We start from the raw sequence: 24213 nt of genomic DNA, 5'->3' as shown, positions 1-24213 counted from the left end.
GGGGGCTGGTGCGGTTCGCTTCGCTCTCCGTGCCCGTGCTTCGCACGGGCTGGCGCCTTCCGCTTCGCTTCAGGCGCCGGTGGATGGGTCTCCGCTTCGCGGGGACCTTGGTGTTGCTGTGTCAGGGGTTCTGGTGCCCCGCCTTTGGCGGGGCACCAGAAGGGGATTCCGCTTCGCTCCATCCCCAGGGCCCCTTCCGGCTTCGCCTGCAGGGACCAAAAACCCGCTTCGCGGGTTGGCTGGCTACGGGGAGGGTGGTGTGGTTGGTTCAGTTGCTACATCATTTTGATGCAGCATGTAGTGATGGCAGTTGTGGGGTGTGCCCCGGGGTGGCCCCGCATCGCTGGTGTCGTGGACCAGTGAAACTGCGTAACGCTCAATCAATCTGCGCAGTCGGCTCCACGCCCTCGCCCGAGAAGCGATCACCTATCCCAAGGCCATCGCCCTCGCCCAGTTCTTCGCCCGCCACCCGCGCATGCTCCACGTTCGCGAACGCCCTGGGCGCGCTCATCCCCTCCACACCGCTGTCGCCACTCTGCTGGGCGGGCACAAACGGCGCCGGCAGCGATATCAGTGGGGGCAGGATCCCGTGTAGCTGATGACGATGTCCCCTGTCATCTCTGTATGCCGATATCCATCAGCCGGATACCAGGAGGCCATCCACTCAGCCAGCGTCCACGGACAACTCAAGGACCGCGCCCCAGACAGCCCACTCTCCCCCCTCATCACCGCACAGAACGGCGAACAACTCACCCGCACCGCAACAGGAATCCACTACCACCTGAAACCCGCACCGTAGAAGCAAGACCAATTACGCCCATCCCCCACCACAACCCTGAACAGCGACGACACCACCACGTTCTACCAACGAGCAACCAACTGACCAGCAACATCACCAAAAACACCAGCACCACATCAGCATCCATGTCACCACTCAAAACCCCGACCACAACAGCCTGAACAACAGAAACCTGCAGCTACCACACTGACACCACCATCCCGAACCACCACCAACAAAAACCCGCAGATCATCACGAACGGTCCTGCCGCCGACGGCTCGTTGACCGTGGGCATCGACGGCGTGCTCGTCCTTGCGCACTCCGAGAAGCAGGACGCCACCGCGACCTGAATGAAGACCTTCGGCCATCATCCGCTCGTCGCGTTCGTCGACCACGGCCAGGTCGGGTCCGGAGAGCCGGTGGCCGCGCTGCTGCGGCCCGGCAACGCGGGCTCCAACACCGCGAGCGATCACATCACCACCACGGGGCTCGCCCTGGCCCAGCTCCCCAAACACCTGCGGCGCCACGAACGCCCGTACCTCGTCCTCGGTCGCAGGGAACTCCGGTACCCGTAGGCGTCGCGGATCTCCCACGCGTGCTCGTACCGGCTCTGCCGACGGTCCGCTCGGTGCGCTTCGGTGCTCAGACCGTGTGAGCGCAGCGCCGGGGAAGACCTCCGAGTACCGGACCACATCGCCCTCGGCATGGCCGGACAGCACGATGACCAGGGCCTGGTCGACGTTCAGGCGCGTACTTCGGGGTCGGCCGCGGGCCTCGCCGGGCCGGAGAGTTCGGAGGCGGACCCACCCCCGGTGAGAATCCCGAGGGCGGTACGGGAGATCAGTGCGTCCGTGGCGGTGGACGGCGTGCCCGCCACTCCGGAGCGCATCAGAGTGCTGCCCTCGAGCAGGGCGATGAACACCTCGGCGCGGGCGCGGTGTTCCTCCTGTGGTACGCCGGGTGCGTGGGTGCGGATGCGGTCGGCGAGCAGATCCGCGTACTGGCGGTAGAAGGCGCGGACCGCGACGGCGACGGCCTCGTCACGCGCCGCGAGGGCCCACAGTTCAACGAAGACGCGGACCAGCTGGGTGTCGGACTGCTGAGCGAGCAGCAGGCCGATCACTTCGTCCGGCCTGCCGTCCGGGACCACCTCGGTGACCCGGTCGAGGGAGCGTTGGAGGATGCGGGCGAGGAGTTCGGCGACCAGGCTGTCCCGGGAGGGGAAGTAGTGCTGGAGGTGGCCGAGTCGGATGCCCGCTGTGTCCGCGACGGCGCGGAGAGAGAGGGCCGTGTACCCGCCGTCGACGAGGGTGGCCTCTGCGGCGTCGAGGAGGGCGGCCCGGCGCGCGGCGCCTTTGGCGGTGGTCACGCGGCCGCCACGGAAGAAGGCGCGGAAGACGCAGAAGAAGACGGCACGACGTCGATCAGGACGCCCGCCGCTTCCAGGGCCGGCAGAACCGTGGTCGGCAGCGGATGCGACTCGGGGAAGGCGAGCCCGGCCCGCGCCGCCGGTGCGCCGTCGTCACCGAGTACGCGTCGCAGGCCGAGGAGCCCGCCGGCGGCGGTCATGTGCGCCTGGCCGCGCGGGTCGGTCACGGTGGCGGTCAGGGAGCCCCCCGGCCCGCGCACCTCGATACGGACGGCCGCCGTGCCGCCCTCGCCGGGCGAGTAGAGGAGGCGGCGGCGCACGGGCCGCCAGCAGTCGCCCCGGGCGTGCCGGAAGAATCCGGTCCTGCCGAGGGCAATCAGGGTGGACGTGGAGGAGTTGCTGCTGAAGCCGATACGAGTGGTGACGGTACGGGCTCCCAGGGTCAGGGGCAGGGTGAACTGCTCGGGGGTGTCGATCCTGGCGACCCTGGTGCGGTCCTGGCCGATGGCGAGCGTACGGGCGCTGGTGAGCGGGCTCACCACCTTGCCCCGGCCCTCTTCGAGCACCTCGAAGTCGACCCCGAGCCGGTCCATGAACTCCACCGAGTCCACCCCCGCCCGGTCGGCGAGGTCGTAGCGGATCGCGGTGTCGACGCTCTCCACGCCGCCCAGCCGCTCCGCGAGGGCGGCGGCCACCAGCGGAACCACCCCGCCCATCCACCCGGAGGAGAGCAGCGTCGGCGCCGTGGGCGAGCCCAGCGACACCAGGGCTACCGCGCGCTGCATCCTGGCCGTCCAGCGCGTCACGTCCACATACGGGATTCCGCCGCCCAGGGCCGCCCGCAGCACCCGGTCGTCCGGATCGTTCACCAGGCTCACCACGGCTCGAACGGAGGCGTGGAACGGCTCGGGGGCGGACAGGTCCCACCGGAGGGCCTCGGCGGAGACCTCGCGGCACAGCTCCGCCGCTTTCCCGGGCGATCGCCCCGCGAACAGCAGCGGCCACCGCCCCCGCGCCGCCCTCGCCAGTTCCGCGCCCACCGTCCCGTATCCACCGACGAGCAGAACCGGGCCCTCGGGGTCGTGCACCAGCTGATCAATGTTCATGAATACGACTATAGGTCACTCGACCTAAAAGCGGACATGATCGCCTCAGCGTCGTACGCGCCCCTGGTCGCTCTGCTCCAGGGCCTTCGGTCTCATGATGAGCGCCTGGTCGAGCAGCTCGCCTCCCGCGCCCTGTCACGGAGCAGCAGGGAGCGGGCGGTGCACGTGGAGCGGGATGAGGACGGGCGGATCATCCACGCCGGTCCCGACGGCGAGGGCGGGGGTGAGGGTGAGGGTGAGGGTGAGGGTGAGGGCGAGGAGGGCGGTACGAAGGCGGTGGTGGAGTCGGCGTTGCTGCACTTCTCGACACCGCGTGATCCCGCGACCATCGCGGCGTTCCTGCGGACCCGGGTCTACCGGCCCGAGTCGCTGGTCTGGCTCGACGGCTACCAAGCACTACGACGCTGGCGCGAGCACCACGAGGTCACGGGACTGTTCGCGGTGCCGTACGACACCGAAACCGACGTCGGCGTGGTGCGGTTTCCCCTCGGCCAGTGGGTGCACCAGCAACGGCGGGTCCAGCGGGCCGGTGAGCTCGACTCCCATCGCAAAACCCTCCTCGACCGGGAGGGGATGGTGTGGGAGCCGGGAGACGAGGCGTGGGAGACGAAGTTCGCCGCACTGCTGTCCTTCCGCCGCCGCCAGGGGCATCTGGCGCCCCGGCAGGACGCCGTGTGGGGTGAGAGCGAGGCCGAGGGCCTGGTGGCGATCGGGCAGCTCATGGCGAACCTGCGGCGGACGGACGGCCTCGGCAAAGACCAGAAGCGTGCCGGGGAACGGGCCGAGCAGCTGACCGCCATCGATGAGGACTGGAACTGCGTGTGGCCGCTCGACTGGCAACGCCACTACCGGATCCTCGCCGACCTCACCGACACCGAGACCGGCAAAACCCTCCCCGACATCCAACCCGGCATCCTCTTCAACGGAGACGACCTCGGCAAATGGCTCGCACAGCAACGACGGGCACACACCTGGGCGCAGCTCAGCGATGAGCAGCAGGAACGGCTCAGCGGGCTCGGTGTGACACCCGACGAGATCGCCGCCGTGCCGGCGGCGCGCGCGGCCAAGGGGGCTGGTGGACTGCCGAAGGCGTCGTTCCGGCGGGGCGTGGCGGCCCTCGCGCAGTGGGTGGAGCGGGAGGGCGACCGGCCGGTCCCGCGGAAGCACGAGGAGCCCGTCGACATCGACGGCCAGGAGCACGTCGTGAAACTCGGCGTATTTATCAGTAACACCAAGTGCCGACGCGGCCGGCTCACCCCCGAACAGCGCCAGGCCCTCGCGGAGCTCGGAGTGGAGTGGACGTGACACCAGCCGCAGCCGGTCGTTGAACCGGTGGAACGGCACTGCACAGAGAGACCCCGGGCATCACCGCCCGGGGTTTCGTGCTGTCGGCTGCGGTGACCGGTGGCGGTTCAGGTGGTCGCGTCGTCGGGGGCGGCCTGGAGGCGGTCGAGGCGTTCGTAGAGGGCGCGGACAAGGCGGGCCCGGTCCGACGCATTGCGCTCACCCGGTGCAGAGTTGAATGCCAGTTGCTGAACTAACGGGCCCTCATGAGGAGCATTCTGAAAGACTTCGGTACGGCAGTATCCGACATGGGCGCAGGGATGCCCGAGGGGCAGGAGGCCCAGTGTGCAGCCGATAGTCATCGTGCTGATCTTGCTGGGGCTGCTCGTATTCACAGCCCTGTTCAAGGCAATTCATATCATTCCGGAAGCCAGCACCGCCATCGTGCAGCGGTTCGGCCGGTACACCCGCACCCTCAACGCGGGCCTCAGCATCGTCGTCCCTTTCGTCGACTCGATCCGCAACCGGATCGACCTGCGTGAACAGGTCGTGCCCTTCCCGCCGCAGCCGGTGATCACCCAGGACAGCCTGGTGGTCAACATCGACACCGTCATCTACTACCAGGTGACCGACGCACGGGCGGCGACGTACGAGGTCGCGAGCTACATCCAGGCCATCGAGCAGCTCACCGTCACCACGCTCCGCAACATCATCGGCGGCATGGACCTGGAACGGACCCTGACCTCCCGCGAGGAGATCAACGCCGCGCTGCGCGGAGTCCTCGACGAGGCCACAGGCAAGTGGGGCATCCGCGTCAACCGCGTCGAGCTCAAGGCGATCGAGCCGCCGCCCTCCATCCAGGACTCGATGGAGAAGCATATGCGCGCCGACCGCGACAAACGCGCAGCCATCCTGCACGCCGAGGGAGTGAGAGAGACGATGCTGCTGAAGGCTGAGACGGAGCGGGATGTGGCCGCGATACTCGCCCACAAGGATGCGACGACTCGTATCGCACCGCCGGCGCCCGTCGAAGTGGCTCCGCAGCTCAGGCACCAGCCGCTGCGGGAGGACGACCCCCGCCGTATCGGCCGATACCAGCTAACCGCGAGGCTGGGCCAGGGAGGGATGGGGACGGTATTTCTCGGTAGGTCCCCTGGAGAGCGCATGGTCGCGGTCAAGGTCATCCATACCGAGTTCGCCACCGACCCGACATTCCGGCAACGGTTCGCCCGCGAGATCGCAGCCGCACGCCTCGTCGGCGGATTCCACACTGCTGCCGTCGTCGACGCCGACGCCGACAGCGAACACCCTTGGCTTGTCACCGAGTACATCCCCGGCCCGTCACTCCACGATGTTCTCCAGCAGCACGGCGCGCTGCCCCCGAGAACCCTTCATATCCTCGCTCTCGGCATCGCCGAGGCGCTCGAGGGAATCCACTCCTGCAGCATCATCCATCGTGACCTCAAACCCAGCAACATCATCGTGTCCACAACGGGCCCGCGTGTCATCGACTTCGGTATCGCACGAGCCTTTGACAGCACCGCGCTCACCCGCACCAACGTCGTCGTAGGCACACAAGGCTTCCTAGCCCCAGAGCAACTCGCGGGCTCAGCAAGCACCCCCGCCACCGACCTCTACGCCTACGGCATGGTGCTGTGCCACGCCGCCGGAGCCGTGCCCTTCCCGGACGGCGAAACCCTTGAGTCAGCCCTCGAACTGCTGCCGTCGACCCTCGTCAACGTCATCACCAACTGCCTCAACCACGACCCCGCTCACCGCCCGACCGGCACAGAGGTACTAGGCACTGTTTCTCGGATCATGTTCTGAGCCAGATGACGAGGGCTGCGAGGGTGACGGTGCCGAGGTAGATGTAGGCGCGTTTCTCGTAGCGGGTAGCGACGGCGCGGAAGCCCTTCAGGCGGTTGATTGCGCGTTCGACGGTGTTGCGTTTCTTGTAGCGCTCGCTGTCGAAACCGGTGGGACGACCGCCTCGGGAACCGCGATTCTTGCGGTGTCTCTGCTGGTCGCGGCGTTCGGGGATGGTGTGCCGGATGCCGCGTCGCCGCAGGTAACGACGGTTCTTCCGAGAGGTGTAGGCCTTGTCCGCCAGGACATGGTCGGGCCGGGTCCGAGGTCGGCCGACTCCGATGCGGGGCACGGAGACCTGCTCCAGCACTCGCTCGAACTGGGGGCCGTCACCGTAGTGTCCGGGCGTCAGGACGAGGGCGAGGGGCCGGCATCGCCCGTCGGCGGCAAGGTGGATCTTGGTGGTGAATCCGCCACGGGAACGTCCCAGACACTCGCCGATCTGACCACTTCCTCCAACCGGACCGTCAGTTTCCTCAACACCGGATCGACCTGGTTCGTCCCCCCAGCGATCCCCTTGAGGGGCCGCGACCGCCGTCGCCTTGCGCGCGCCGGCGGCGTGCTGGTGGGCCCGCACAGCTGTCGAGTCCACCGAGACGTCCCAGTCGATCTGGCCCGCGGCATCCTCGGCCGCCTGGATCCGCGACAGCAGCATCGCCCATGTTCCATCCGCTGACCAGCGGCGATGGCGTTTGTAGACGGTCTCCCACGGCCCGAACCGCTCCGGTAGATCCCTCCACTGCACGCCCGTCCGGACCCGGTAGAGCACCCCGTTGATCACCCGACGGTGGTCACTCCACCGGCCCCCGCGGGCCCCACCAGGAGGCAAGAACGACTCCAACCGGTCCCACTCCGCATTCGTCAGATCGCCACGGCCCATACAAACAGCCTGACCCCAACACCCCACGTACGTCAGGAGATCCGAGAAACAGTGCCTAGAACAGCTCACCCAGATCCACCAACAGTCCGCAGATTGGCTGCCACCCCCCATCCGCACGATGGTTGATCTCCACAACGCCCCTACCGCCTAACTCGGCCGTCACCACCACCATGGCCGCCGCGCCGTGGACCGCATCGCCCCGCCGCCACCAGGCGCGGCCCCGCAGCTCGCAGAGCACCTCACCACGGCCGGCCAGCCGTGGACACGTTCAAGCAGTGGCCCAGCCTTGGGTCACTGCTTCTCCGTACTGCCCGTCGGACCGTACGGACGCGTTACCCCGGCACGCCGAGGCCCCGTCCGCGTCGCATGCCGCCAGTAGAATCCCTGCCGTTGCGTCAAGGTCAAGCCTGGATGAGCGTGTTGCCCATGGGGCGTCGGTGTTCGGTCTGCTGGGCCCAGCTGCGGATCCCGCCGACCGAGCCGTCCTGGAGCTCCGGCACAAGGTCGAACTCCACCGGATGACCGGCCGGGAAGCAGACCGTCCGGATCGAAGCCCTGGTCATCTCCCACTTCGGCGCGATACTCGGCATCTGCATGGGAGTCTTCCTCGGCTGGGCGATCACCCAGGCGGCTGGGATGGAACTCGTCGTGCCCTGGGGAGAGCTGGCCCTGTTCCTTACCGCGGCCGCCCTGGTAGGCCTCGCCGCCGCGGCAAGCCCGGCCCGCCGCGCAGCCCGACTCAACCTCCTGGCCAGTATCAAAACCGAATAGCAGCGCGCCAGTCAGCCGACAGTGCCACCGTCGAGGGCCGCTCAGCGTCCCGGCCCGAAGCCACAGGAGCGCCAGCCCGGCACATGTCAGGTAGCGGCACCCGTGCCGTGGTACGACGCGTTCTGACGACCTGCGACCAGAACACGGCCAGTTCTATGCTCCTTGGGGTGCCCGATGGCGAGCAGCGTGGCGATCCCGCATACGCAGTATGCGGTTCCCAGCCATGCCAGGAGGCGGGGGTAGTCGTCGCCGGGGGCCAGCGCGCTCTGAGCGGTCGCGAGGTGCGGCACCAGATTCGTGCCTGTTGCGAGTGTCCATGCGGCCAGGGCGAGACGCGCGGCGCGGTGCGTGCGGTTTGGGGGCGCCGCGAGCCACATGAGGGCCGGGATGCACCACACCCAGTGGTGGCTCCAGGAGATCGGTAGCAGCATCAGCCCGGTCAGTTGGACGACCAGCAGGATACCGAGGCGATCCGAACGCCGGGTGGCACGATAGCCCGCGAACACCGCTGTGCCAAGAACCAGCATCGCGCACGCGCACCACAGCAGGCCCAAACCCGTCTCCTGGCCGGTCAGCCGGGCAAGCACTCCTCGCAGCGACTGATTGCGCACCGACATCACCGACCCGACCCGGCCCGTGTCCCACAGCAGCCCCAGCCAGAAGCGGGCCGATTCCCGCGGTGCCACCAACCACCCGATTGCAAGGGTCATTCCGAAAGCGCCCAGGGACCACAGAGCCGCCTTTCTGCGGCCGGCGACAAGCAGGTACACGCTGGTGACCGCAGGAGTGAGTTTCATGCCTGCGGCGATTCCGACACCACCACCGGCAAGCACCGGCCTACCCGCTGGCAGGGCCGCCGCCGACAGGGCGATGGCTGCAAGGACAAGGTTCACCTGCCCGAGGTCGAGCGTGTGGTGGACCGGCTCGCACCACAAGAGCACCGCCGCCCACAGCATCAAGCGACCGTGCTCCAGCCGGGCACCGTCCAGCAGCACAGCGCTCCTGTCCACGATCACCAACAGGGCGAACACGCTCACCGTCTGCACCACGACCACGGCTACAGGCCATGGCAGCCAGGACAACGGCAGCAGCACAAGGGCAGCGAACGGCGGATAGGTGAACACGAGCCCGTGCGGACCCGACCGGACCTCGTACAGATGCCCGGACAGCAGGCCCGGGGCGGCCTCGTAATACACCCGGATATCCGTGGGCGCCGGCATCGACAGCAACATCAACAGCACATGAGCCGCAAGCGACGCCGCCAGTACCCACACCGCATGCCGCCGAGCCCAGCCGAGCCACGACGCGCCGCGCAACCTAGTCACATCAAGCCCTCCGCCACCATGATCAGCAACCGAGCCCTCGGCCGCTCGCGGAGAGCTCCGCGACACCACGCGGCGGCACACGGCAGAGGCTGAGGCCATCTATCATAAAAGCCGTATTGATGCTGAACTAACCTGAACGGACTATATGAGTACTAAAGGGGTGTAACGCATCTGAGGGGACGAGCAATCAGCTCGATCTCAACCGGGGCCGCCTCAATTGGATCACCGCGACGACCTCGGGGCCCGCTGCGACAGGCCCGGAAGGACTACGGAACTTCGGGTAGCCGGAAGCTGAACCGCGCCATGTGCTGTTACGGGCGCAGGTCATTCGTTCCCTGCGGTGGATCGCTCTGCTTTGTCTGCCGGGTCCCTGGGGCCCGGCACAGAGGCCAAGGTGAGGTTGAGGCGGGCACCCATATCGAGGTTGCCCTCCCCGTACGGGCGGACGTGGAACCAGAAGAGCGGGGTCAGGCCGCGCCGGTCGGCGGGCGTGAGGAGTTCGGCCCACTCCGGTTCATCGAGGACGTCCTGGAGCATCAGGGTGTTCACGTAGACCAACGCCGATTGCAGGATCTTCAGGCACAGGACGAACATCTCCTGTTCGTCGCGACGGTTCGAGGCGATCTCTCCGCCCTTGCCGTAGGCGATCACGGAGTTCGCGCCGTTGGAGGACTCCATGACGTTCAGCCCTTCCTCGATCTCCCGCTGGAGGTCGCGCAGTCGCAGGTAGCGGGCGACGAAGATGGTTTTCTGGGCGCGGCCGACCTCCAGCATTGCGGCGTAGGTGGGGTGGGAGGCGTTGCGGGTGAAGCGGCGCAGGATCGCTTCGGTGGACGCGGTCCGGGTCCGGATGGCGGTGGCGTACTTGATCATCTGGTCGTACTGCTGGGTGATGAGTTCCCAGCGGATCGGGCGGGTCAGCGCCGGAGCCAGCTGCGGGTAGGCGTCCGGTTCGCCTGCCACGGGCCGGTACAGCTTGACCTTTTTGATCCGCTTGATCCGTGGCAGCAGGTCGAAGTTCAGGAGCCTGGTGATGCCGAACCCGATGCCCGACTGGCCGTGGCTGTCTGTGTAGTTGGCCTCGACGTCCATGGTGGTGCCGTGCCGCATGGCGCCCTCGATCATCGCGGCGACTTCGGAGGCGGCGCAGTTGATCAGCTGGGAGTGGATGGCCAGGGACTTCTTCTCCACGTGCCAGTAGATGAGCACTCCGCGTCCGCCGTAGCGTGAGTGCCACTCGGTGAACAGGTTCTGGTTGTAGGCGCGCACGTGGGTGGAGTCGGAGGCGACCGCGGTCGAGCCCTGGCCCCACTCTGAGAGGATCGCAGCATGAGCGGCCCACGCCACGCCGCCACCGAATCCCACCGGCCCTTGGTCGTCTGCGACGGCGCGATGGGACTGTGGATGGCGCTGTCCGATCCCGACACCCTGCGTCATCTGTGAGGCCGTCCTTCGGGAACCCGGTGTCGTCCACCACCCACACCTGCGGGCGTCCGACACCGCGTCCTGTCCACTGTCCTGGCGGCTGTTTCTGCCCGGAAGCTGGGACGGCGCCGAGGCTGCTGACCGGCGGGCCCGCTGCCGGGTGCCCGAGAGTGAGCATCACCGGCCGAAGTGGCAGCTCGCGCTGGACATGCTCGACGAACTGGCCGCGGTCGGCCCGCGGTGCTGGTCGCGGACACCGGTTACGGGGCGAACGCCGCTTCCGCCACGGCCTGGAGGACCGGGGTCTGGCCTACGCACTGCAGGTCAAGGGTGAGATGTCCGCCCACGCCGAATCGGCGGTGCCGTATCAGCCGCCTTACGGCGGGCTACCTCGCAGCCGTATCTCTCACCACAGCTGGACCGACGTGCCGAACAGCAGTTCCTGCCGAGCCGGGCGCAGTTGGTGACAGTTATCGGCGAGCAGCTGGTGACAGATGTCGCGGCGAACTTGGCCGCACCCCGCAGGCCGGCGCCCCGACCTGGTGAAAGATAGCGCTGCGAGTCACAGGTGGCTGCGCAGGCGGACCTGAATGCGGTCGCGGATCGCGTCGTGCCCGTGGCGCAGGAGCTGCCAGAACTCGTCGGTCCCCGCCGCTCCCGGCGTCCGGGACGCCATCCCTACGATCGCGATCTGCTGTCGATCGGCCCCCGTCATGGCACTCCTCCGTCGTCAATACAGTCGCAGGTCGTACTCGACGGGAGGCTGGGCCGCTGTGCCGGTCCGGGTAGGGGGCTGTCCAGAAACTGCCAACCTTCGGGTAAACGCCGAGGTCGCGCCGTACCGGCCGGCCGGATGCCCTTGATAGTGGGTAGTTGCTGCTGCCATGCTTCAGCCATGAGGGCTGAGCGCCGTCGTCGCGGGATCGTCGGCGTAAGCCGGCCGGCCCGCCGGCGCGGACCAGGACGAGCCGATGCGGTGTCCGGCGTTCGGTGCGCCGGTCGTCCGTGCGTGGCCCCTCGGTGTGGATTTTGGTGGCGGGGGCCGGGAGCCGTCGCCTCTCCGTGCTCTCCGGATGCCTTTCACTCACCCCGGCGACCCCTAATGACGAGGACGGCCCTATGAATCCCCTCCTGCTGCCCATCGTCGCCGCGCAAGGGCTGTGGGTGCGATCGAAAACCGAGCGGATTCCCCCGGCGTCGGGCCCCACCGAAGGGACCGAGGGAGAGGGCGCCGGGGCGCCGTTGCGTATCGGTGTCCTGGGTGAATCGACGGCGGCGGGTTGCGGCGTGGACACGCAGGCAGAGGCGTTTCCGGCGCTGTTGGCCGGGATGCTCGCCGGGCGGACCGGGCGGACCGTCGCCTGGCAGGTGGTCGGGGAGTACGGCGCCACGCTGCGCCGGGTGCGCCACCGGCTGATGCCCGGGCTGGGCGGCGACCTGGACGTGGCGACGCTGCTCGTCGGCGTGAACGACGTGTTGGTGCGCCGTTCCCCGCAGGAGTGGGCGGACGATCTCGAGGCGGTCGTCGATCATCTGGCGGGGCAGGCCGAGCACGTGGTGGTGGCCGGGACCCCGCCGTTCGCGTCGGTGCCGTCCCTGCCGAGGGCGCTGGGGCATTTCCTCGCCGAGCAGGCGGCCGCCCTCGACGTGGCGTCCCGGCGGGTGTGCGCCGAACGGGAGCGGGCGACCTGGATCGGCGCGGAGGCGCTGCTGCCGATGGAACCGGAGTTCTTCGCGCGGGACGGCTTCCATCCGGGGGCGATCGGGTACCGCCGCTGGGCGGAGTCGATCGCCGATCATCTCGCCGACCACCGCGGCGACCTTCTCTCCGAAGCCATCTGAGCGGCATGAGCGACTCCGCACGGCGGGCCGAATCTGCCGCCGAATCCGCTGCCGAGGACGGGCCGCAGGAGAATCTGCCGTTCGAGGACCTGCCGTTCGTGGACGAACACTCCGTGCTGGTGAAGGCTTCCGCCGCCGACGTGTGGCGGGCGCTCGCGCGGGCGTACGGCGGTGGCAGCTCGATGTCGTCGGTGACCGGGGTGTACGGGCATCTGGTGGCTGCCGAGCCCCGGCGCAGCGGCGGAGAGCCGCTCGCCGCGGGTTCGACGCTGCCCGGTTTCGCGGTGGCCGAGTCGGTGCCGGAGCGGTTGGTCCGGTTCACCGGCCGCCACCGGTACTCGCGTTACGCGCTGGTCTTCGCCCTGGCCGAGCGGCCGGGTGGAACGCTGCTCAGTGCGCGTACGTATGCGAGGTTCCCGGGGGTGGCGGGCCGGGCGTACGGTCGGCTCGTCATCGGGTCGGGGGCGCATGCCGCTCTGCTGACCCGCCAGCTCTATGCCGTGCGCCGGCGGGCCGAGGGGTCCGCTCCGGCTGGGTGAACTCCGCCGCTGTCGCTTCCTCCTCTCCGGTCCCGGTCACGGTCGGCTTCGGCCGGGTGCCGCACGTGGTCTTCCTCTTTCATCAGGGCGGCGCGGCGCGGGGTGGGGATCAGGCCGAGTTCGGCGGCGCGTACGCCCATCTGGAAGCGGGAGTTGGCGCCGAGCAGGGTCATGATCTCCGCGACGTAGCGTCCGTAGGTTCTTACGGAGACGGTGAGTTCGCGGGCGGCGACCTCGTCCGTGACGCCCGCGTGCAGGTGGCCGAGTATCCGGCGGGCCAGGGCGGTGCGTTCGCCGTCGCCGAAGACGATCGTCCGGTGGGCGGGGTCCGCGTCGGACCAGACGCTCTCGAAGAGGGAGCAGATGGTGTTGAGGACCTCCGGTGTGCGGAGGACCGAGGATCTGGCGCCGGTTTCGGACTCGGTCACCACGAGGGCTGCCCGGCCGTCCGCGACGAGGGCCTGCAGCGGTGGCATCCGGCCGCCGCGGACGGCTGCGCCCCACTGGTCCCGTAGAGGGGCGTCATCGAGTTGGGGCGGGATCGTCAGGAGGCGTACGGAGACTCCCGACGTGGCGCCGTGCGCCTCCCGCTTGGCCCGGCCCGTCAGGCAGGGGGCCGATTCCCAGAGGCTGGACCGGCGCGCGTCGACCATGTCGATGCTGCGGGTGGCCTCGCCGACCAGGCTCCGGGCGGTGTCGAGGAGCGCGGGCCAGCTGCTGGCCACCGGGGTGGCCAGCAGCTGCCGTTCGCCGTCGGCGTCCGGTGGGCCGCCGGCCCGGGCGGTCAGCGCCCGTAGCTCGGACAGTGCTTGTTCCAGTGCGATTTTGTGTGTTTTGGACATACCTTCCCCAGCTCCTCGACCCGAATCGTCGCTCCCCGCGCCCCTGGACCCCTGGGCCCCACGGGGCTCCTGGTGTGTCTGCGTCAGGCCGGGAGCAGGCCGTACTCGACTGCTCGCGCTCCGGCCTGGAAACGGGAGTTGGCGTCGAGCTCGCGCATGATCTCGGCGACGTGGCGCCGGTAGGTGCGCAGTGAGACGTTGATGGCGCGTGCGGCGACCTCGTCGGTGTGGCCCTCGCGCATCCGCTGCAGGATGTCCTGGACGAGTTCTGTGCGCAGCCGCGCACTAGGCACTGTTTCTCGGATCATGTTCTGAGCCAGATGACGAGGGCTGCGAGGGTGACGGTGCCGAGGTAGATGTAGGCGCGTTTCTCGTAGCGGGTAGCGACGGCGCGGAAGCCCTTCAGGCGGTTGATTGCGCGTTCGACGGTGTTGCGTTTCTTGTAGCGCTCGCTGTCGAAACCGGTGGGACGACCGCCTCGGGAACCGCGATTCTTGCGGTGTCTCTGCTGGTCGCGGCGTTCGGGGATGGTGTGCCGGATGCCGCGTCGCCGCAGGTAACGACGGTTCTTCCGAGAGGTGTAGGCCTTGTCCGCCAGGACATGGTCGGGCCGGGTCCGAGGTCGGCCGACTCCGATGCGGGGCACGGAGACCTGCTCCAGCACTCGCTCGAACTGGGGGCCGTCACCGTAGTGTCCGGGCGTCAGGACGAGGGCGAGGGGCCGGCATCGCCCGTCGGCGGCAAGGTGGATCTTGGTGGTGAATCCGCCACGGGAACGTCCCAGACACTCGCCGATCTGACCACTTCCTCCAACCGGACCGTCAGTTTCCTCAACACCGGATCGACCTGGTTCGTCCCCCCAGCGATCCCCTTTTGAGGGGCCGCGACCGCCGTCGCCTTGCGCGCGCCGGCGGCGTGCTGGTGGGCCCGCACAGCTGTCGAGTCCACCGAGACGTCCCAGTCGATCTGGCCCGCGGCATCCTCGGCCGCCTGGATCCGCGACAGCAGCATCGCCCATGTTCCATCCGCTGACCAGCGGCGATGGCGTTTGTAGACGGTCTCCCACGGCCCGAACCGCTCCGGTAGATCCCTCCACTGCACGCCCGTCCGGACCCGGTAGAGCACCCCGTTGATCACCCGACGGTGGTCACTCCACCGGCCCCCGCGGGCCCCACCAGGAGGCAAGAACGACTCCAACCGGTCCCACTCCGCATTCGTCAGATCGCCACGGCCCATACAAACAGCCTGACCCCAACACCCCACGTACGTCAGGAGATCCGAGAAACAGTGCCTAGTGCTCTGACCGGAAACGATCACCGGGGTGGCGCTGACTGGTCCTGTGCCGGTTGGATGTGACGACACGTTCGGTCGGTGCGGGGAGGCGCGATGGCCAAGCCGGTCAGGGTTCGCAGGCTGGCCGAGCAGGAGGGACAGATACTGCTGCGGATCGTGCGGCGGGGCAGCACCAGCACGGTGCGCTTCCGGCGGGCGATGATGGTGCTGGCCTCGGCGGGCGGGAACCCCGTGCCGGTGATCGCGAATCTGGTGCAGGCGGACGAGGACACTGTCCGTGATGTGATCCACCGCTTCAACGAGATCGGGCTGGCCTGCCTGGACCCTCGGTGGGCGGGAGGCCGTCCCCGCCTGCTCACGGATGACGACGAGGAGTTTGTCGTCCAGACGGCCACCACCCGCCCCACCAAACTCGGCAAGCCCTTCACCCGCTGGTCGGTCCGCAAGCTCGCCGACCATCTACGGCGCAACATCGCACGCCCGATACGCATCGGCCGCGACGCCCTGCGCTGCCTGCTCGCGCGCCGCGGCGTCTCGTTCCAGCGGACCAAGACGTGGAAGGAGTCCGCCGACCCGGACTTCGACGCCAAGCTGGACCGGATCGAGTACGCGCTGACCGAGCGCCCTGACCGCACCTTCGCCTTCGACGAGTTCGGTCCGCTCGGCATCCGCCCCACCGCCAGGTCCTGCTGGGCGAAGGAGGGCAAGCCGGACCGGTTGCCGGCGACCTTCCACCGCACCCACGGAGTCACCTACTTCCACGGCTGCTACTCGGTCGGCGACGACATCATCTGGGGCGTCAACCGCCGCCACAAAGGCAGCGCCCCGTCGCTGGCCGCGCTGCAATCGATCCGGGCCGCCCGACCGGACGGCGCCCCGATCTACGTGATCCTGGACAACCTGTCCGCCCACAAGGGCAGCAAGATCCGCCGGTGGGCCCGGAAGAACAAGGTCGAGCTGTGCTTCACGCCGACCAACGCCTCCTGGGCGAACCCGATCGAGGCGCACTTCGGGCCGCTACGACAGTTCACCCTGGCCAACTCCCACCACCCCAACCACACCGTGCAGACACGGGCGCTGCAGCGATACCTACGCTGACGCAACCACAACGCCCGCCACCCCGACGTCCTGGCCGCCCAACGGCGCGAACGCGCACGTGTCCGCAGTGAGAGGGGAGTGCGGTGGGGCGGCCGACCACAGGCGGCAGCGGTCTGACGGGCCCGTCACGGCGGTCTACCCGGCCATCTCCTCGGGAGAACGACGGGTGATCTTCTTGCCCGCTTCGGTCTCCACAAGGGTCACCGCACCGATCCAGTTGCCGTCATCCGGGTACTCCCAGTTGGCCGCATCTTCGAGGACCGCGGGAAGCTGACCGCGAGGCACCAGCTCCCCAGGCTGGAGGCCCTTCTCCCCTGACGGCGACGTCCACGGGGCGACTCTACGAACCTCGATCCATCCACGATCGATGAGAGTGAGCAAGATCGCTGCCAGCTCGTTCACAGGCCGGGACTGATCGGCATCGTCGAGGTCGCCCCAGACACCAGCCAGGATGTCGATCTCATACGAATTGACCATGAACGCTTCCTCGGACTTGGTCAACGCCTGCCACTCACGCTCACTCATTCACCGATCATCGCAGGACACCCCGGTGATCGTTTCCGGTCAGAGCACTAGCGCATCGCGGAACACGACGTATAGGACGTCGACGGCTTCGCTGGCAGCCGTCCAAGCCAGCTTGATCTGCTTGTCGGTGACATCAGCCGCGTGCAGGTGGGAGGGGGGTTCAGTGCCATCTTTGCTCGCTGAGAGTGGCGGGCCCAACGGAAGTATCAGCAGTCATGATCTATGTGCTCGCGAGCAGCCATCACCCAAAGCGCGAAATCTGCGCCCATGGACGGGTGGGCCGCCACCGGTGTCATCGGGAAGATCCGTGACCAGCTCCGCAAGCGGAGTCGCCGGCAGACGGGCCGGACCCCAAGTCGCCACCGTCATCGGCGCTTCCGTCCTCGTCGAGCTCGTCCCTTCGGCCGGCAGGCCGAAGGGACGAGGCAGAGCGAGCCGAACTTCTCTCCACACTCCCTACTACGGAACGGGGACAGCCCGGCCTCTCGATGCAGCCGTGAGAGGTGGTGGGATCCGTCCCGCCCATTTTGTGCGCCGTGATGGTCCGCTGCGGTGTCCGGTGATGATGGCGCTCTGCCTACTGCGCGCCCAGTTCTTGCAGCATCTTCTGCTGATGGCGGTGACCGATCGTCTCGTAGCCGATCACGGTGACGAAGGGCGCGAGCATGACCACGAGCAGGCACACCGCGATGGCCACTCCGGCGGCGGCCAGGAGGACTGCCGCGACCAGTACGGCGACGGTGAGGGCAACCAGAAGGATGTGGAAGCGGTCTGCCGTGGACAGCAGCAGGGTGTGCAGGAGGTAGACCATCAGCATGTAGAGGCCGACGGGGAGAGCGAGGGCGAGGACGACGGCGGTGCCGGAGATCTTGGCGTGGTGTTCCATGTACAGGCCTGCCACGTGCAGCCCGGCGCCGGCTCCGGCGACGCCGATGAACAGGGGGATGTGACCGTAGCCGAAGAGGTATCCGCGGCCGCGGCGGTGCGCCAGGATGTCGCCGAACGGCGTCAGGAAATACATCCACCACATACCGAAGGTCAGGCCCACACCGGCGATGACAACGGCGATCGCGTTCCAGGTCCAGTGCGTGCCGTCCCCGCCGCCCAGGAGGTCCCCGGAGGAGGCGACCGTACCGACGACGCCCTCGCCGAGGACGATGATCGCGAAGAGCCCGTACCGTTCGGCGACGTGGTGCGGGTGCCAGGGCGTGCCGCCCGCGGAGCCCTGCGTAAGCACCGGCAGGACGAGTTCGAGGGCGCCCAGAACGCCGAACGCGGCGTAGACGGCGCCGTTCGGCATGGGCACGAAGGCCACGACGATCCAGCCGGCCTGGACGATCACCGTCCAGCGAATGTTCGCCATGCCCACGTCGTGGAACGACGGGGACTGCCGGGCGGCGCGCCACCACTGGAGCACCATCGCGATCCGCATCACGACGTAGCCGATGACCATGGCACGTAGTGCGAGGTGGCCGCCTTCCTCGACGGAGTGGAACATCGCGGGCAGGCCGAGCGAGAAGACGACGACGCCGATCATCTGCACCATCGTCACGGCCCGGTAGAGCCAGTCGTCGGTGGCGAATGCAGAGGCGAACCAGCTGAAGCTGATCCAGGCGATGCTGATCGCGAACATCGCCAGGACGAATGCGATGACCGCCTGGCCGGCATGCCCACCGGCGACCATCTCGGCGAACTGGAACGCCGCCGTGCCGACGGCGACCACGAACGTCAGGTCGAACAACAGCTCCAGCGGCGAGGAGACCCGGCCGTGCTCTTCCGGGTCACGGCCGTTCATGGGGACCAGCCGTCGCGACAGACCGAGCTTGCCGGTGGGTGGGGAATCATTCATGTGCGGCAGTATTTCTGACGCTGTCCCTGCCCGCCCGGCCGCACTGCCGACGCAGAGTTCTCCGGCGACAAGGGTGAAACACTTTACCCGCTCGGCCCCAGCAGCATCGCGGCATGTGGCTATTCGAGCAGCGGTCTCTCCTGGACGTAGCTCTGTGCTCGGTCCCTGACGTGCTCGTCGGCGTCTGCCAGCAGCACGGCCGCAGGCTCCGGCTGCCGGGGACGAACTCACCGAGGAGCAGTTGGGCTCGCTGAGGAAGCTGGGCCTGGACTGGGCGTGAATGCCGTCGTTGCTGGCCTGCTGGGCTAGATCCGGGGCACCTTGCGTGCGGCGGCGGCCAGGAGCGTGCTGACGGCTGCTGGTTCAGTGCCGGTCACGGTGGCGATCTTGTCGATACTCAGCCGCAGTTCCTCGTGGAGGAGCAACGTCTCCTCCACTGGCGTCAGCGTACGGCCGCTGCGTCGGGCCACGGCCTGGGTATGGCGTTGCCAGGACCAGGCCACCGGGTCGGGCTCGTGAACGATGGTGGTCCAGTTGCTGGCTACGAGGTCGAAGAGGTGGGAGACCGCTATCTGGGCTTCCTCCGGGGCGAGGCGGGCTGCGGCGTAGGCGCGGTAGGCGGGTCGGTGCAGGTCGTAGAACGCGTGCAGGGCTGGCGCAGCGAGTTCTTCGTGGTCGGCGCATCGTCGACCCGTGAGGTGATGGTGAGGGGGCGCGCAGGGGCCGGGTGCGTGTGGTCAGGTCCCGGTCGATGGTCTGCGGGTTGTACGGTCGTCCCCCACGCGTACGGGCTGCACCTTGTTGACGTGCAGCGTTAGAACAGATTTGCCTGTTCTTGGCGTGGGTTGGGGGACGTCGGCGGATCGCTCCGCCGAGGTGGCACTGTGCCGGGTGGCGCAGTGTCTTCCCGTTTCTTCGTCTCGTGCTTCCGTCCCCGTAGGGCCGGGAGTCTGACGGGGACTCCGCGGGCTTTTTGGGTCTCCCCGCTACCGGGGGCGACCGTTCCTGCTCGTTGGGTGCCGCTGAGGACGGCGTTGGCTGCGATGTTGCGGGCGGCGTTCGTGTCGCGGTCGATCCATAGTCCGCATGCGTCGCAGTGGAAGGTTCTGACGGCCAGCGTCAGGCGTGGGTTTTGCCATCCGCAGGTCGAACAGGTCTTGCTGGAAGGCCACCAGCGGTCAAGGACCGCGAGCTGGGAGCCGTACCAGGATGCTTTGCAGGTGAGCTGTCGGCGCAGTTCTCCGGGGGCGGCGTCCAGGATGGACCGGTTGAGGCCAGCTTTCTGTCGCACGTGTTTTCCTGGTGCGGCTGTGGTGCCGCGTGCGCTGCCGGTCATGCCTGCGACGTTGAGGCCTTCGATCGCGACGGTGGCGAACCGGGTGGTGAGCTGCTTGGTGATGGTGTGCAGCGTGGTGTCGCGGCGTTCGGCGACTTCGTGGTGGAGGCGGGCGACGCGGCGGTGTGCCTTGGTCCGGCGTGCGGAGCCTTTCTGGGTGCGTGAGAGTGCTCGCTGAACTTTGGCCAGTCGTTTTTCGGCGCGGCGGATGTGGCGGGGGTTGATCAGGAACAGGGTGGTGGGGTCGTCGGGGGTGAGGGGTTGAGAGAGGGCGGCGAGGTATTTCACGCCGGCGTCGATGCCGACGGTGCCGCGGGCGTGCTGACGGCCGGTCGGTTTGTCGGGCAGTTCGGTGGTGACCTTGCAGAGCACGGAGGCGTACCAGCGGTGTCCGGCTCGGGCCACGGTGACTGACTGTACGAATGCCTGGTCGCGTTCGACGAGGCGTGCCAGGCGTTTCCCGGAGTCGTGAGTCGTACTTCGCCGATTGTGGGCAGGCGCAGTCGCCGGTATCCGGTGAGCCGGATCGAGGGCTTCTTTCCGTCGTGGTGGAGGCGGAAGGCGTCTCGGGTCCGGCCTTTTTTCTTGAAGCGTGGGTATCCGAAGCGGCAGCCGGCTCGTTTGCCGCGCAGGGAGTCCAGCCAGCTTCCCCAGGCCGGGTCGGCGTCGATCATCGCTGACTGGAAGGCGTAGGTGTTGACTTCGTGCCACCAGGGGCAGGGCCGGGCCGGTCCCTGCACACCGTCGGCAAGGTCGGGGGAACGGGAGTCGCCCTTGATCTGGTTCAGGTGCTTCTGCACGGACGGCTTCGTCGGTACCGGTACCCGCACCCCTTACGGGCCTCAACCTCTGGGATCCCCGAGTCGACCAGGACCTGAACCCGGTGCCGCCATTCCTGGTGTGCGGCGACCTTCATGCCGATCGCGTGGTTGAACGCCCAGCGCGCCGCCCCCGCGTGACGCACCAGGGCCTCTTCCTGGGCGGAGGTCGGGTCCAGCGTGAACCGGAACGCCCGTAACACCTCGCTCTGCACGATGAACACCTCCTCCGCATCCAGTCGCCTTCATGCCACTGCCGACTGCAGGCGGCGGCACCGACAACGCAGTTCTGGATGTTCTCCCTCGGCTTGGTCGAACGGCGCTGCGGTATCGATGGCGGCAGTTCAGGGAGCCGTCGGGAGTCTTGGTAGAACTGCTGATCAGCCACCGCTCGGTGCACCCCGCTCCGGGGCGGCCGCGGCCTCCAGTCGGTCGAGGCGTTCGTAGAGGGCGCGGAGGAGGCGGGCACGGTTGACGCCCCCTCAGAACCTGTTTTCAGGCCTCTCGGGCATTACGCGGGAAAATCCGCTCGATGGGATCCGAGGATTGCTTCTGTTGACCATCGCCGATCTGATCGTTGAAAAAGGATCACTGTGATGGGCGGTTCAAGACCAAATCGTCCGGGGATGGGACGCGACATGGCAGCAGATCAGAACAGGCCGGAGGGCGCTGGGAGTGCTGGGGGTGCTGGCGCCAGAGACGATCGGCAACTACCACGGGGCGGTGAGCCGACGGCGAACGAGGAACGACCCTTCTTACAACGCCCGCAAGGCGTGCTTGCCGTGGTCGGCGGTTTCGTAGGTATTGTCGGGGGAATTTTAGGGCTGGTGTTCCTGTTGCTTCCGGACTTGCAGCCCGAACCCACCCCGGAACCCGAGCCTGGTGTGGAGTTGGTGGACTTCGACCTCGACAAAGAGGCGCTTATCCAAGCAGACATGGTTAGCGGTGGGGGTGAGCCTCAGACGACGGCTGACTGGAGATCATCTTTAGTCACCGTGATCCTCGGAAATAATGGAGATAATCCCGCACTGGTGTCGCAGGCCGAGTTCCGCTTTAGCAAGATCGCCGAAATAGGCTGCCCGTACGGGGCGGGAGGACTTGACGTGAAGGCCCGGTACGACATCAAGGTTCCCTTCGAGGCCCGTGCCCCGATGAAGCAAGTCCGCAAGATGAAGTACACCGTCCCGCCCCACGAGCAGGAGCGAGTCGCCTTCACCGTCGGCCCGGAACGGGCCTACGAGGGTAATCTGCCGCAAGTCTACGTCTTCACAATCATCCTGCGCCTCACCGACGGCTCACATATCGAGATCCCAAAGATGACGTATATGGATCCGTTTGGCCAGGAACCTGCACTCGAAGCAGCAGAACAAGCCATGACGAGCGGCCACTTCATGGCGACCGAAGCCTGCGTACGTGAGCAGGAAAGCAAAGCGCGAAATCTTGTCCGAGGTACCAAAAAGGTCTCTCCCGAACTAAGAAACTTCAGCACGCAACTGACCAGAATCACCAGCCGAAACAGCACCTGACGGATCCCCCGAACGAGCGGGCAGCGTAACCGGGTTTGATGGGTCTCGGACTGCTCCGGCGGCGACAACAATGCTTCCGCTGACGGCCTTCCGGCGGTGATGAGAAGATTCAGCCCAGGCCCTATTACTCCAGCCGTAGTTCTCCATTAGCGCTGGTCAGCGGCTTGGGTGTGGGCATTGTAGCGGGGTGGGTTGGGGCGCGGGGCGGTCTTGGCGGACCGTCCCGCGAACGTGTGACCGCGCCGCATGTAGTGGCAGTGGATCGAGCAGTCCGCAGGTGTGATCAATGATGTGCCCACGAGCGCCTGGGGTCATGAACTCGAGAACCTGTTCCTCCGGGCCGGAGCCTGCTTCGCCAGGGTTGAACCCCGGCGCCGGATGCGCGACTACGTACGAGGACTGCTGGGTCCGGTAGGTCGCAAGAACGGCTGGCAACTCGCCGAGTATGCCGGCCATGCCACCCCGGACGGGCTGCAGCACCTCCTGTCTCGCAGTCGCTGGGATGCCGACCGCCTCCGCGACGACCTGCAGTCTTATGCCACAGAACAACTCGGTTCGTCAGAAGGCGTGTTGATCATTCCAGTTCCTGTGTGGGCCGGCCGTCGTGGACGAGAAGGGTGAGTTCCTCGTACTGGGTGGGTTCGACGTCCGCGATCACGACGGCGCCCGCGCACACCGTGGCGGCGTCCGCCGGCGCGGCGTTCCACCACGGGCCGAAGTACCGCTGGGCCCAACCTGTGACCTCCGTACGGTTGCTGAGCACGGTGACGGCCGTTGTGGCGGCCTCGAGTCGGGTAGCACTGATCATGTGGCGATCCTCTCGGTATGGGCGGGGAGATGGGCGTAGGCGTCGCGGAGACTGCTGGCCGCAGAGTCCAGACACAGGCGTTCGAAACGGGTGAGCGGCGGCAGGCACGCTTCGGCCTTGCCGCCGGTGAAGCGCAGCGGGATTCCGAGCCAGACGTCCCCGTACGGCACGGACAGCTCCTCGACGCCGTCGACCAGGCCGAGGGTCTTGCGGAGCGTGGAGAGCACGGCTCCGGTGGGCCCGCAGCGGGTGCGTCCGATGCCGGAACGGATGAGTTCCGGACGACGCTGGAGGTCTTCCACGACCGTGCGCACCGGGACCGTGACGGGACGGCTGTCGACCGTGGTCGTGGAGACGCATACGACGGCGCGGTCACCGTGCTCGCCGATCACGTGGCCGCTCACGACGTCCGGAGTCACGTGGGCGTATCGGGCGAGCAGGAGCCGGTAGCGGGCCGAGTCGAGGTTCGACCCGATGCCGAAGACCCGAGCCACGCCGGACACTTCGGCGAATCGGCGAGCCATCAGGTCCACGGGGTTCGTCACGACGAGGACGGTCCCGCCGTACCCGTGCAGGTCCCGGGCGAGGGTGCCGAGAGCGGGGGCGTTCGCCGCAGCGCCTCCGCGCCGGATGTCCCGCTCGGCCGTGTTCACGAAATCGGTGCGCAGGGCGACGACCACCGCGTCACAGCCCTGGAGATACGCGACCTCGCCGGCCTCCACCGTGGTGCGCGACCTGGCTGCGAGTGCGAGGTCCTGGAGGTCGGCGACCAGGCCATGGACCTGGTCCTGCTGCCGGGACACAACGAGGAGCCTTCCGGGCAGCGCGGCAGCCACAAGGGCCGCGGAGAGGGTCTGTCCGACGGCGCCCGCTCCGACGATTCCCACCATCGGCCCGCTCATCGAGCGCTCCCGGCGGTGTGCTCGACCTCG

The 24213-nt window shown here is 67.8% G+C and carries 22 protein-coding genes and 6 pseudogenes; 11 read left to right on the top strand and 17 right to left on the bottom strand.

Translation table 11 applies throughout. The features are described from left to right. Window positions 1-1060: 1060 nt before the first annotated feature. Window positions 1061-1303 (top strand): annotated as a pseudogene (locus OG782_RS37100) (transposase); the annotation flags it as partial. A gap of 218 nt (window positions 1304-1521) precedes the next feature. On the opposite strand, the gene OG782_RS37095 reads toward OG782_RS37100, so the two are convergent. Both OG782_RS37095 and OG782_RS37090 read right to left on the bottom strand, forming a co-directional pair. Next, window positions 1522-2148 carry a TetR/AcrR family transcriptional regulator gene (locus OG782_RS37095; protein ID WP_331742099.1) on the bottom strand — a complete coding sequence of 209 codons (627 nt, stop codon included), beginning with the start codon at window positions 2146-2148 and terminating at the stop codon, window positions 1522-1524. After that, the gene (locus OG782_RS37090; protein WP_331742103.1) at window positions 2145-3254 is read right to left on the bottom strand and encodes a saccharopine dehydrogenase; all 1110 of its coding nucleotides are present in this window, start codon (window positions 3252-3254) and stop codon (window positions 2145-2147) included. Before OG782_RS37090 ends, OG782_RS37095 begins: the two co-directional genes overlap by 4 nt. Before the next feature lie 33 nt (window positions 3255-3287). Between OG782_RS37090 and OG782_RS37085 the strand changes: the two are divergent. The 3 genes and pseudogenes from OG782_RS37085 to OG782_RS37075 form a co-directional block, all read left to right on the top strand. Further along, window positions 3288-4559: pseudogene (locus tag OG782_RS37085) on the top strand (helicase associated domain-containing protein); the annotation flags it as partial. 324 nt (window positions 4560-4883) lie between these two features. Then, a pseudogene (locus OG782_RS37080) lies at window positions 4884-5537 on the top strand (SPFH domain-containing protein); the annotation flags it as partial. Between the two features lie 33 nt (window positions 5538-5570). Further along, the gene (locus tag OG782_RS37075; protein WP_406459468.1) at window positions 5571-6365 is read left to right on the top strand and encodes a serine/threonine-protein kinase; all 795 of its coding nucleotides are present in this window, start codon (window positions 5571-5573) and stop codon (window positions 6363-6365) included. Here OG782_RS37075 and OG782_RS37070 read toward each other — a convergent pair. Together OG782_RS37070 and OG782_RS37065 are read right to left on the bottom strand one after the other, a co-directional pair. Further along, a complete protein-coding gene (locus OG782_RS37070; RefSeq protein ID WP_406458753.1) occupies window positions 6355-7284 on the bottom strand; it encodes an IS5 family transposase in 930 nt (309 codons plus the stop codon). The genes OG782_RS37075 and OG782_RS37070 overlap by 11 nt on opposite strands. A gap of 401 nt (window positions 7285-7685) precedes the next feature. After that, the gene (locus tag OG782_RS37065; protein ID WP_406458751.1) at window positions 7686-7880 is read right to left on the bottom strand and encodes a hypothetical protein; all 195 of its coding nucleotides are present in this window, start codon (window positions 7878-7880) and stop codon (window positions 7686-7688) included. Between OG782_RS37065 and OG782_RS37060 the strand changes: the two genes are divergently transcribed. Then, window positions 7879-8055 (top strand): hypothetical protein, encoded by a 177-nt coding sequence (locus tag OG782_RS37060; RefSeq protein WP_406458749.1) that lies wholly within the window; start codon window positions 7879-7881, stop codon window positions 8053-8055. The genes OG782_RS37065 and OG782_RS37060 overlap by 2 nt on opposite strands. An 86-nt stretch (window positions 8056-8141) precedes the next feature. Here OG782_RS37060 and OG782_RS37055 read toward each other — a convergent pair whose 3' ends face one another. After that, window positions 8142-9380, bottom strand: coding sequence for a glycosyltransferase 87 family protein (locus tag OG782_RS37055; protein ID WP_406458747.1), 1239 nt, complete (start codon window positions 9378-9380; stop codon window positions 8142-8144). Between the two features lie 324 nt (window positions 9381-9704). Further along, window positions 9705-10727 (bottom strand): Tn3 family transposase, encoded by a 1023-nt coding sequence (locus OG782_RS37050; protein WP_406458745.1) that lies wholly within the window; start codon window positions 10725-10727, stop codon window positions 9705-9707. A 70-nt stretch (window positions 10728-10797) separates the two neighbouring features. Here OG782_RS37050 and OG782_RS37045 point away from each other — a divergent pair, with 70 nt between their 5' ends. Next, a complete protein-coding gene (locus OG782_RS37045) occupies window positions 10798-11139 on the top strand; it encodes a transposase (RefSeq protein ID WP_406459466.1) in 342 nt (113 codons plus the stop codon). A gap of 228 nt (window positions 11140-11367) precedes the next feature. Here the strand turns inward: OG782_RS37045 and OG782_RS37040 are convergent, their stop codons facing one another. Continuing rightward, entirely contained in the window at window positions 11368-11520 is a 153-nt protein-coding gene (locus tag OG782_RS37040) for a beta-ketoacyl synthase N-terminal-like domain-containing protein (protein WP_406458743.1), read from the bottom strand. A 404-nt stretch (window positions 11521-11924) separates the two neighbouring features. Between OG782_RS37040 and OG782_RS37035 the strand changes: the two genes are divergently transcribed. Further along, on the top strand, window positions 11925-12647 hold the full coding sequence (locus OG782_RS37035) for an SGNH/GDSL hydrolase family protein (protein WP_406458741.1): 723 nt from the start codon (window positions 11925-11927) through the stop codon (window positions 12645-12647). 5 nt (window positions 12648-12652) lie between these two features. Continuing rightward, window positions 12653-13186, top strand: coding sequence for a hypothetical protein (locus OG782_RS37030; RefSeq protein ID WP_406458739.1), 534 nt, complete (start codon window positions 12653-12655; stop codon window positions 13184-13186). Here OG782_RS37030 and OG782_RS37025 read toward each other — a convergent pair. The 3 genes and pseudogenes from OG782_RS37025 to OG782_RS37015 all read right to left on the bottom strand — a co-directional run bounded on the left by OG782_RS37025 (window position 13141) and on the right by OG782_RS37015 (window position 15264). Next, entirely contained in the window at window positions 13141-14028 is an 888-nt protein-coding gene (locus OG782_RS37025; RefSeq protein ID WP_406458737.1) for a LuxR family transcriptional regulator, read from the bottom strand. The genes OG782_RS37030 and OG782_RS37025 overlap by 46 nt on opposite strands. A gap of 83 nt (window positions 14029-14111) precedes the next feature. Beyond that, window positions 14112-14315 (bottom strand): annotated as a pseudogene (locus OG782_RS37020) (DNA-binding response regulator); the annotation flags it as partial. A gap of 17 nt (window positions 14316-14332) precedes the next feature. Then, window positions 14333-15264: pseudogene (locus tag OG782_RS37015) on the bottom strand (IS5 family transposase). Between the two features lie 150 nt (window positions 15265-15414). On the opposite strand from OG782_RS37015, the pseudogene OG782_RS37010 reads away from it, so the two are divergent. Further along, window positions 15415-16536: pseudogene (locus tag OG782_RS37010) on the top strand (IS630 family transposase). A gap of 18 nt (window positions 16537-16554) precedes the next feature. Here the strand turns inward: OG782_RS37010 and OG782_RS37005 are convergent. The 5 genes from OG782_RS37005 to OG782_RS36985 all read right to left on the bottom strand — a co-directional run bounded on the left by OG782_RS37005 (window position 16555) and on the right by OG782_RS36985 (window position 21093). Next, window positions 16555-16944: a hypothetical protein gene (locus OG782_RS37005; protein ID WP_402484584.1), complete on the bottom strand. Its 390-nt coding sequence runs from the start codon at window positions 16942-16944 to the stop codon at window positions 16555-16557. Between the two features lie 577 nt (window positions 16945-17521). Next, a complete protein-coding gene (locus OG782_RS37000) occupies window positions 17522-18793 on the bottom strand; it encodes a low temperature requirement protein A (protein WP_406458735.1) in 1272 nt (423 codons plus the stop codon). A gap of 305 nt (window positions 18794-19098) precedes the next feature. Next, window positions 19099-19230, bottom strand: a complete 132-nt coding sequence (locus tag OG782_RS36995; RefSeq protein ID WP_406458733.1) for a hypothetical protein — start codon at window positions 19228-19230, stop codon at window positions 19099-19101. A 377-nt stretch (window positions 19231-19607) separates the two neighbouring features. Continuing rightward, the gene (locus OG782_RS36990; RefSeq protein ID WP_406458731.1) at window positions 19608-20534 is read right to left on the bottom strand and encodes an RNA-guided endonuclease InsQ/TnpB family protein; all 927 of its coding nucleotides are present in this window, start codon (window positions 20532-20534) and stop codon (window positions 19608-19610) included. Window positions 20535-20913: 379 nt separating this feature from the next. Further along, a complete protein-coding gene (locus OG782_RS36985; RefSeq protein WP_406459464.1) occupies window positions 20914-21093 on the bottom strand; it encodes a hypothetical protein in 180 nt (59 codons plus the stop codon). Window positions 21094-21585: 492 nt separating this feature from the next. On the opposite strand from OG782_RS36985, the gene OG782_RS36980 reads away from it, so the two are divergent. Then, the gene (locus OG782_RS36980) at window positions 21586-22473 is read left to right on the top strand and encodes a hypothetical protein (RefSeq protein ID WP_406458729.1); all 888 of its coding nucleotides are present in this window, start codon (window positions 21586-21588) and stop codon (window positions 22471-22473) included. 378 nt (window positions 22474-22851) lie between these two features. Then, a complete protein-coding gene (locus OG782_RS36975) occupies window positions 22852-23094 on the top strand; it encodes a transposase (RefSeq protein ID WP_406459462.1) in 243 nt (80 codons plus the stop codon). Here the strand turns inward: OG782_RS36975 and OG782_RS36970 are convergent. Both OG782_RS36970 and OG782_RS36965 read right to left on the bottom strand, forming a co-directional pair. After that, window positions 23048-23281 (bottom strand): hypothetical protein, encoded by a 234-nt coding sequence (locus OG782_RS36970; RefSeq protein ID WP_406458728.1) that lies wholly within the window; start codon window positions 23279-23281, stop codon window positions 23048-23050. The genes OG782_RS36975 and OG782_RS36970 overlap by 47 nt on opposite strands. Then, entirely contained in the window at window positions 23278-24183 is a 906-nt protein-coding gene (locus tag OG782_RS36965) for a lactate/malate family dehydrogenase (RefSeq protein WP_406458726.1), read from the bottom strand. The genes OG782_RS36970 and OG782_RS36965 overlap by 4 nt, the downstream gene beginning before the upstream one ends. Window positions 24184-24213 lie beyond the last annotated feature (30 nt).

This window comes from Streptomyces sp. NBC_00876, from assembly GCF_045207435.1.
GTDB lineage: Bacteria > Actinomycetota > Actinomycetes > Streptomycetales > Streptomycetaceae > Streptomyces.
Note: the sequence above shows the minus strand (reverse complement) of the source record. Positions and strands in the feature narration are given on the sequence as shown.

Coding starts and splice junctions, on each gene's coding strand:
- OG782_RS37090 (WP_331742103.1), bottom strand. CDS start 3,254: ATGAACATTGATCAGCTGGTGCACGACCCCGAGGGCCCGGTTCTGCTC.
- OG782_RS37070 (WP_406458753.1), bottom strand. CDS start 7,284: ATGGGCCGTGGCGATCTGACGAATGCGGAGTGGGACCGGTTGGAGTCG.
- OG782_RS37060 (WP_406458749.1), top strand. CDS start 7,879: ATGGGAGTCTTCCTCGGCTGGGCGATCACCCAGGCGGCTGGGATGGAA.
- OG782_RS37065 (WP_406458751.1), bottom strand. CDS start 7,880: ATGCAGATGCCGAGTATCGCGCCGAAGTGGGAGATGACCAGGGCTTCG.
- OG782_RS37040 (WP_406458743.1), bottom strand. CDS start 11,520: ATGACGGGGGCCGATCGACAGCAGATCGCGATCGTAGGGATGGCGTCC.
- OG782_RS37035 (WP_406458741.1), top strand. CDS start 11,925: ATGAATCCCCTCCTGCTGCCCATCGTCGCCGCGCAAGGGCTGTGGGTG.
- OG782_RS37030 (WP_406458739.1), top strand. CDS start 12,653: ATGAGCGACTCCGCACGGCGGGCCGAATCTGCCGCCGAATCCGCTGCC.
- OG782_RS37025 (WP_406458737.1), bottom strand. CDS start 14,028: ATGTCCAAAACACACAAAATCGCACTGGAACAAGCACTGTCCGAGCTA.
- OG782_RS37005 (WP_402484584.1), bottom strand. CDS start 16,944: ATGAGTGAGCGTGAGTGGCAGGCGTTGACCAAGTCCGAGGAAGCGTTC.
- OG782_RS37000 (WP_406458735.1), bottom strand. CDS start 18,793: ATGAATGATTCCCCACCCACCGGCAAGCTCGGTCTGTCGCGACGGCTG.
- OG782_RS36980 (WP_406458729.1), top strand. CDS start 21,586: ATGGCAGCAGATCAGAACAGGCCGGAGGGCGCTGGGAGTGCTGGGGGT.
- OG782_RS36975 (WP_406459462.1), top strand. CDS start 22,852: ATGCGCGACTACGTACGAGGACTGCTGGGTCCGGTAGGTCGCAAGAAC.
- OG782_RS36970 (WP_406458728.1), bottom strand. CDS start 23,281: ATGATCAGTGCTACCCGACTCGAGGCCGCCACAACGGCCGTCACCGTG.
- OG782_RS36965 (WP_406458726.1), bottom strand. CDS start 24,183: ATGAGCGGGCCGATGGTGGGAATCGTCGGAGCGGGCGCCGTCGGACAG.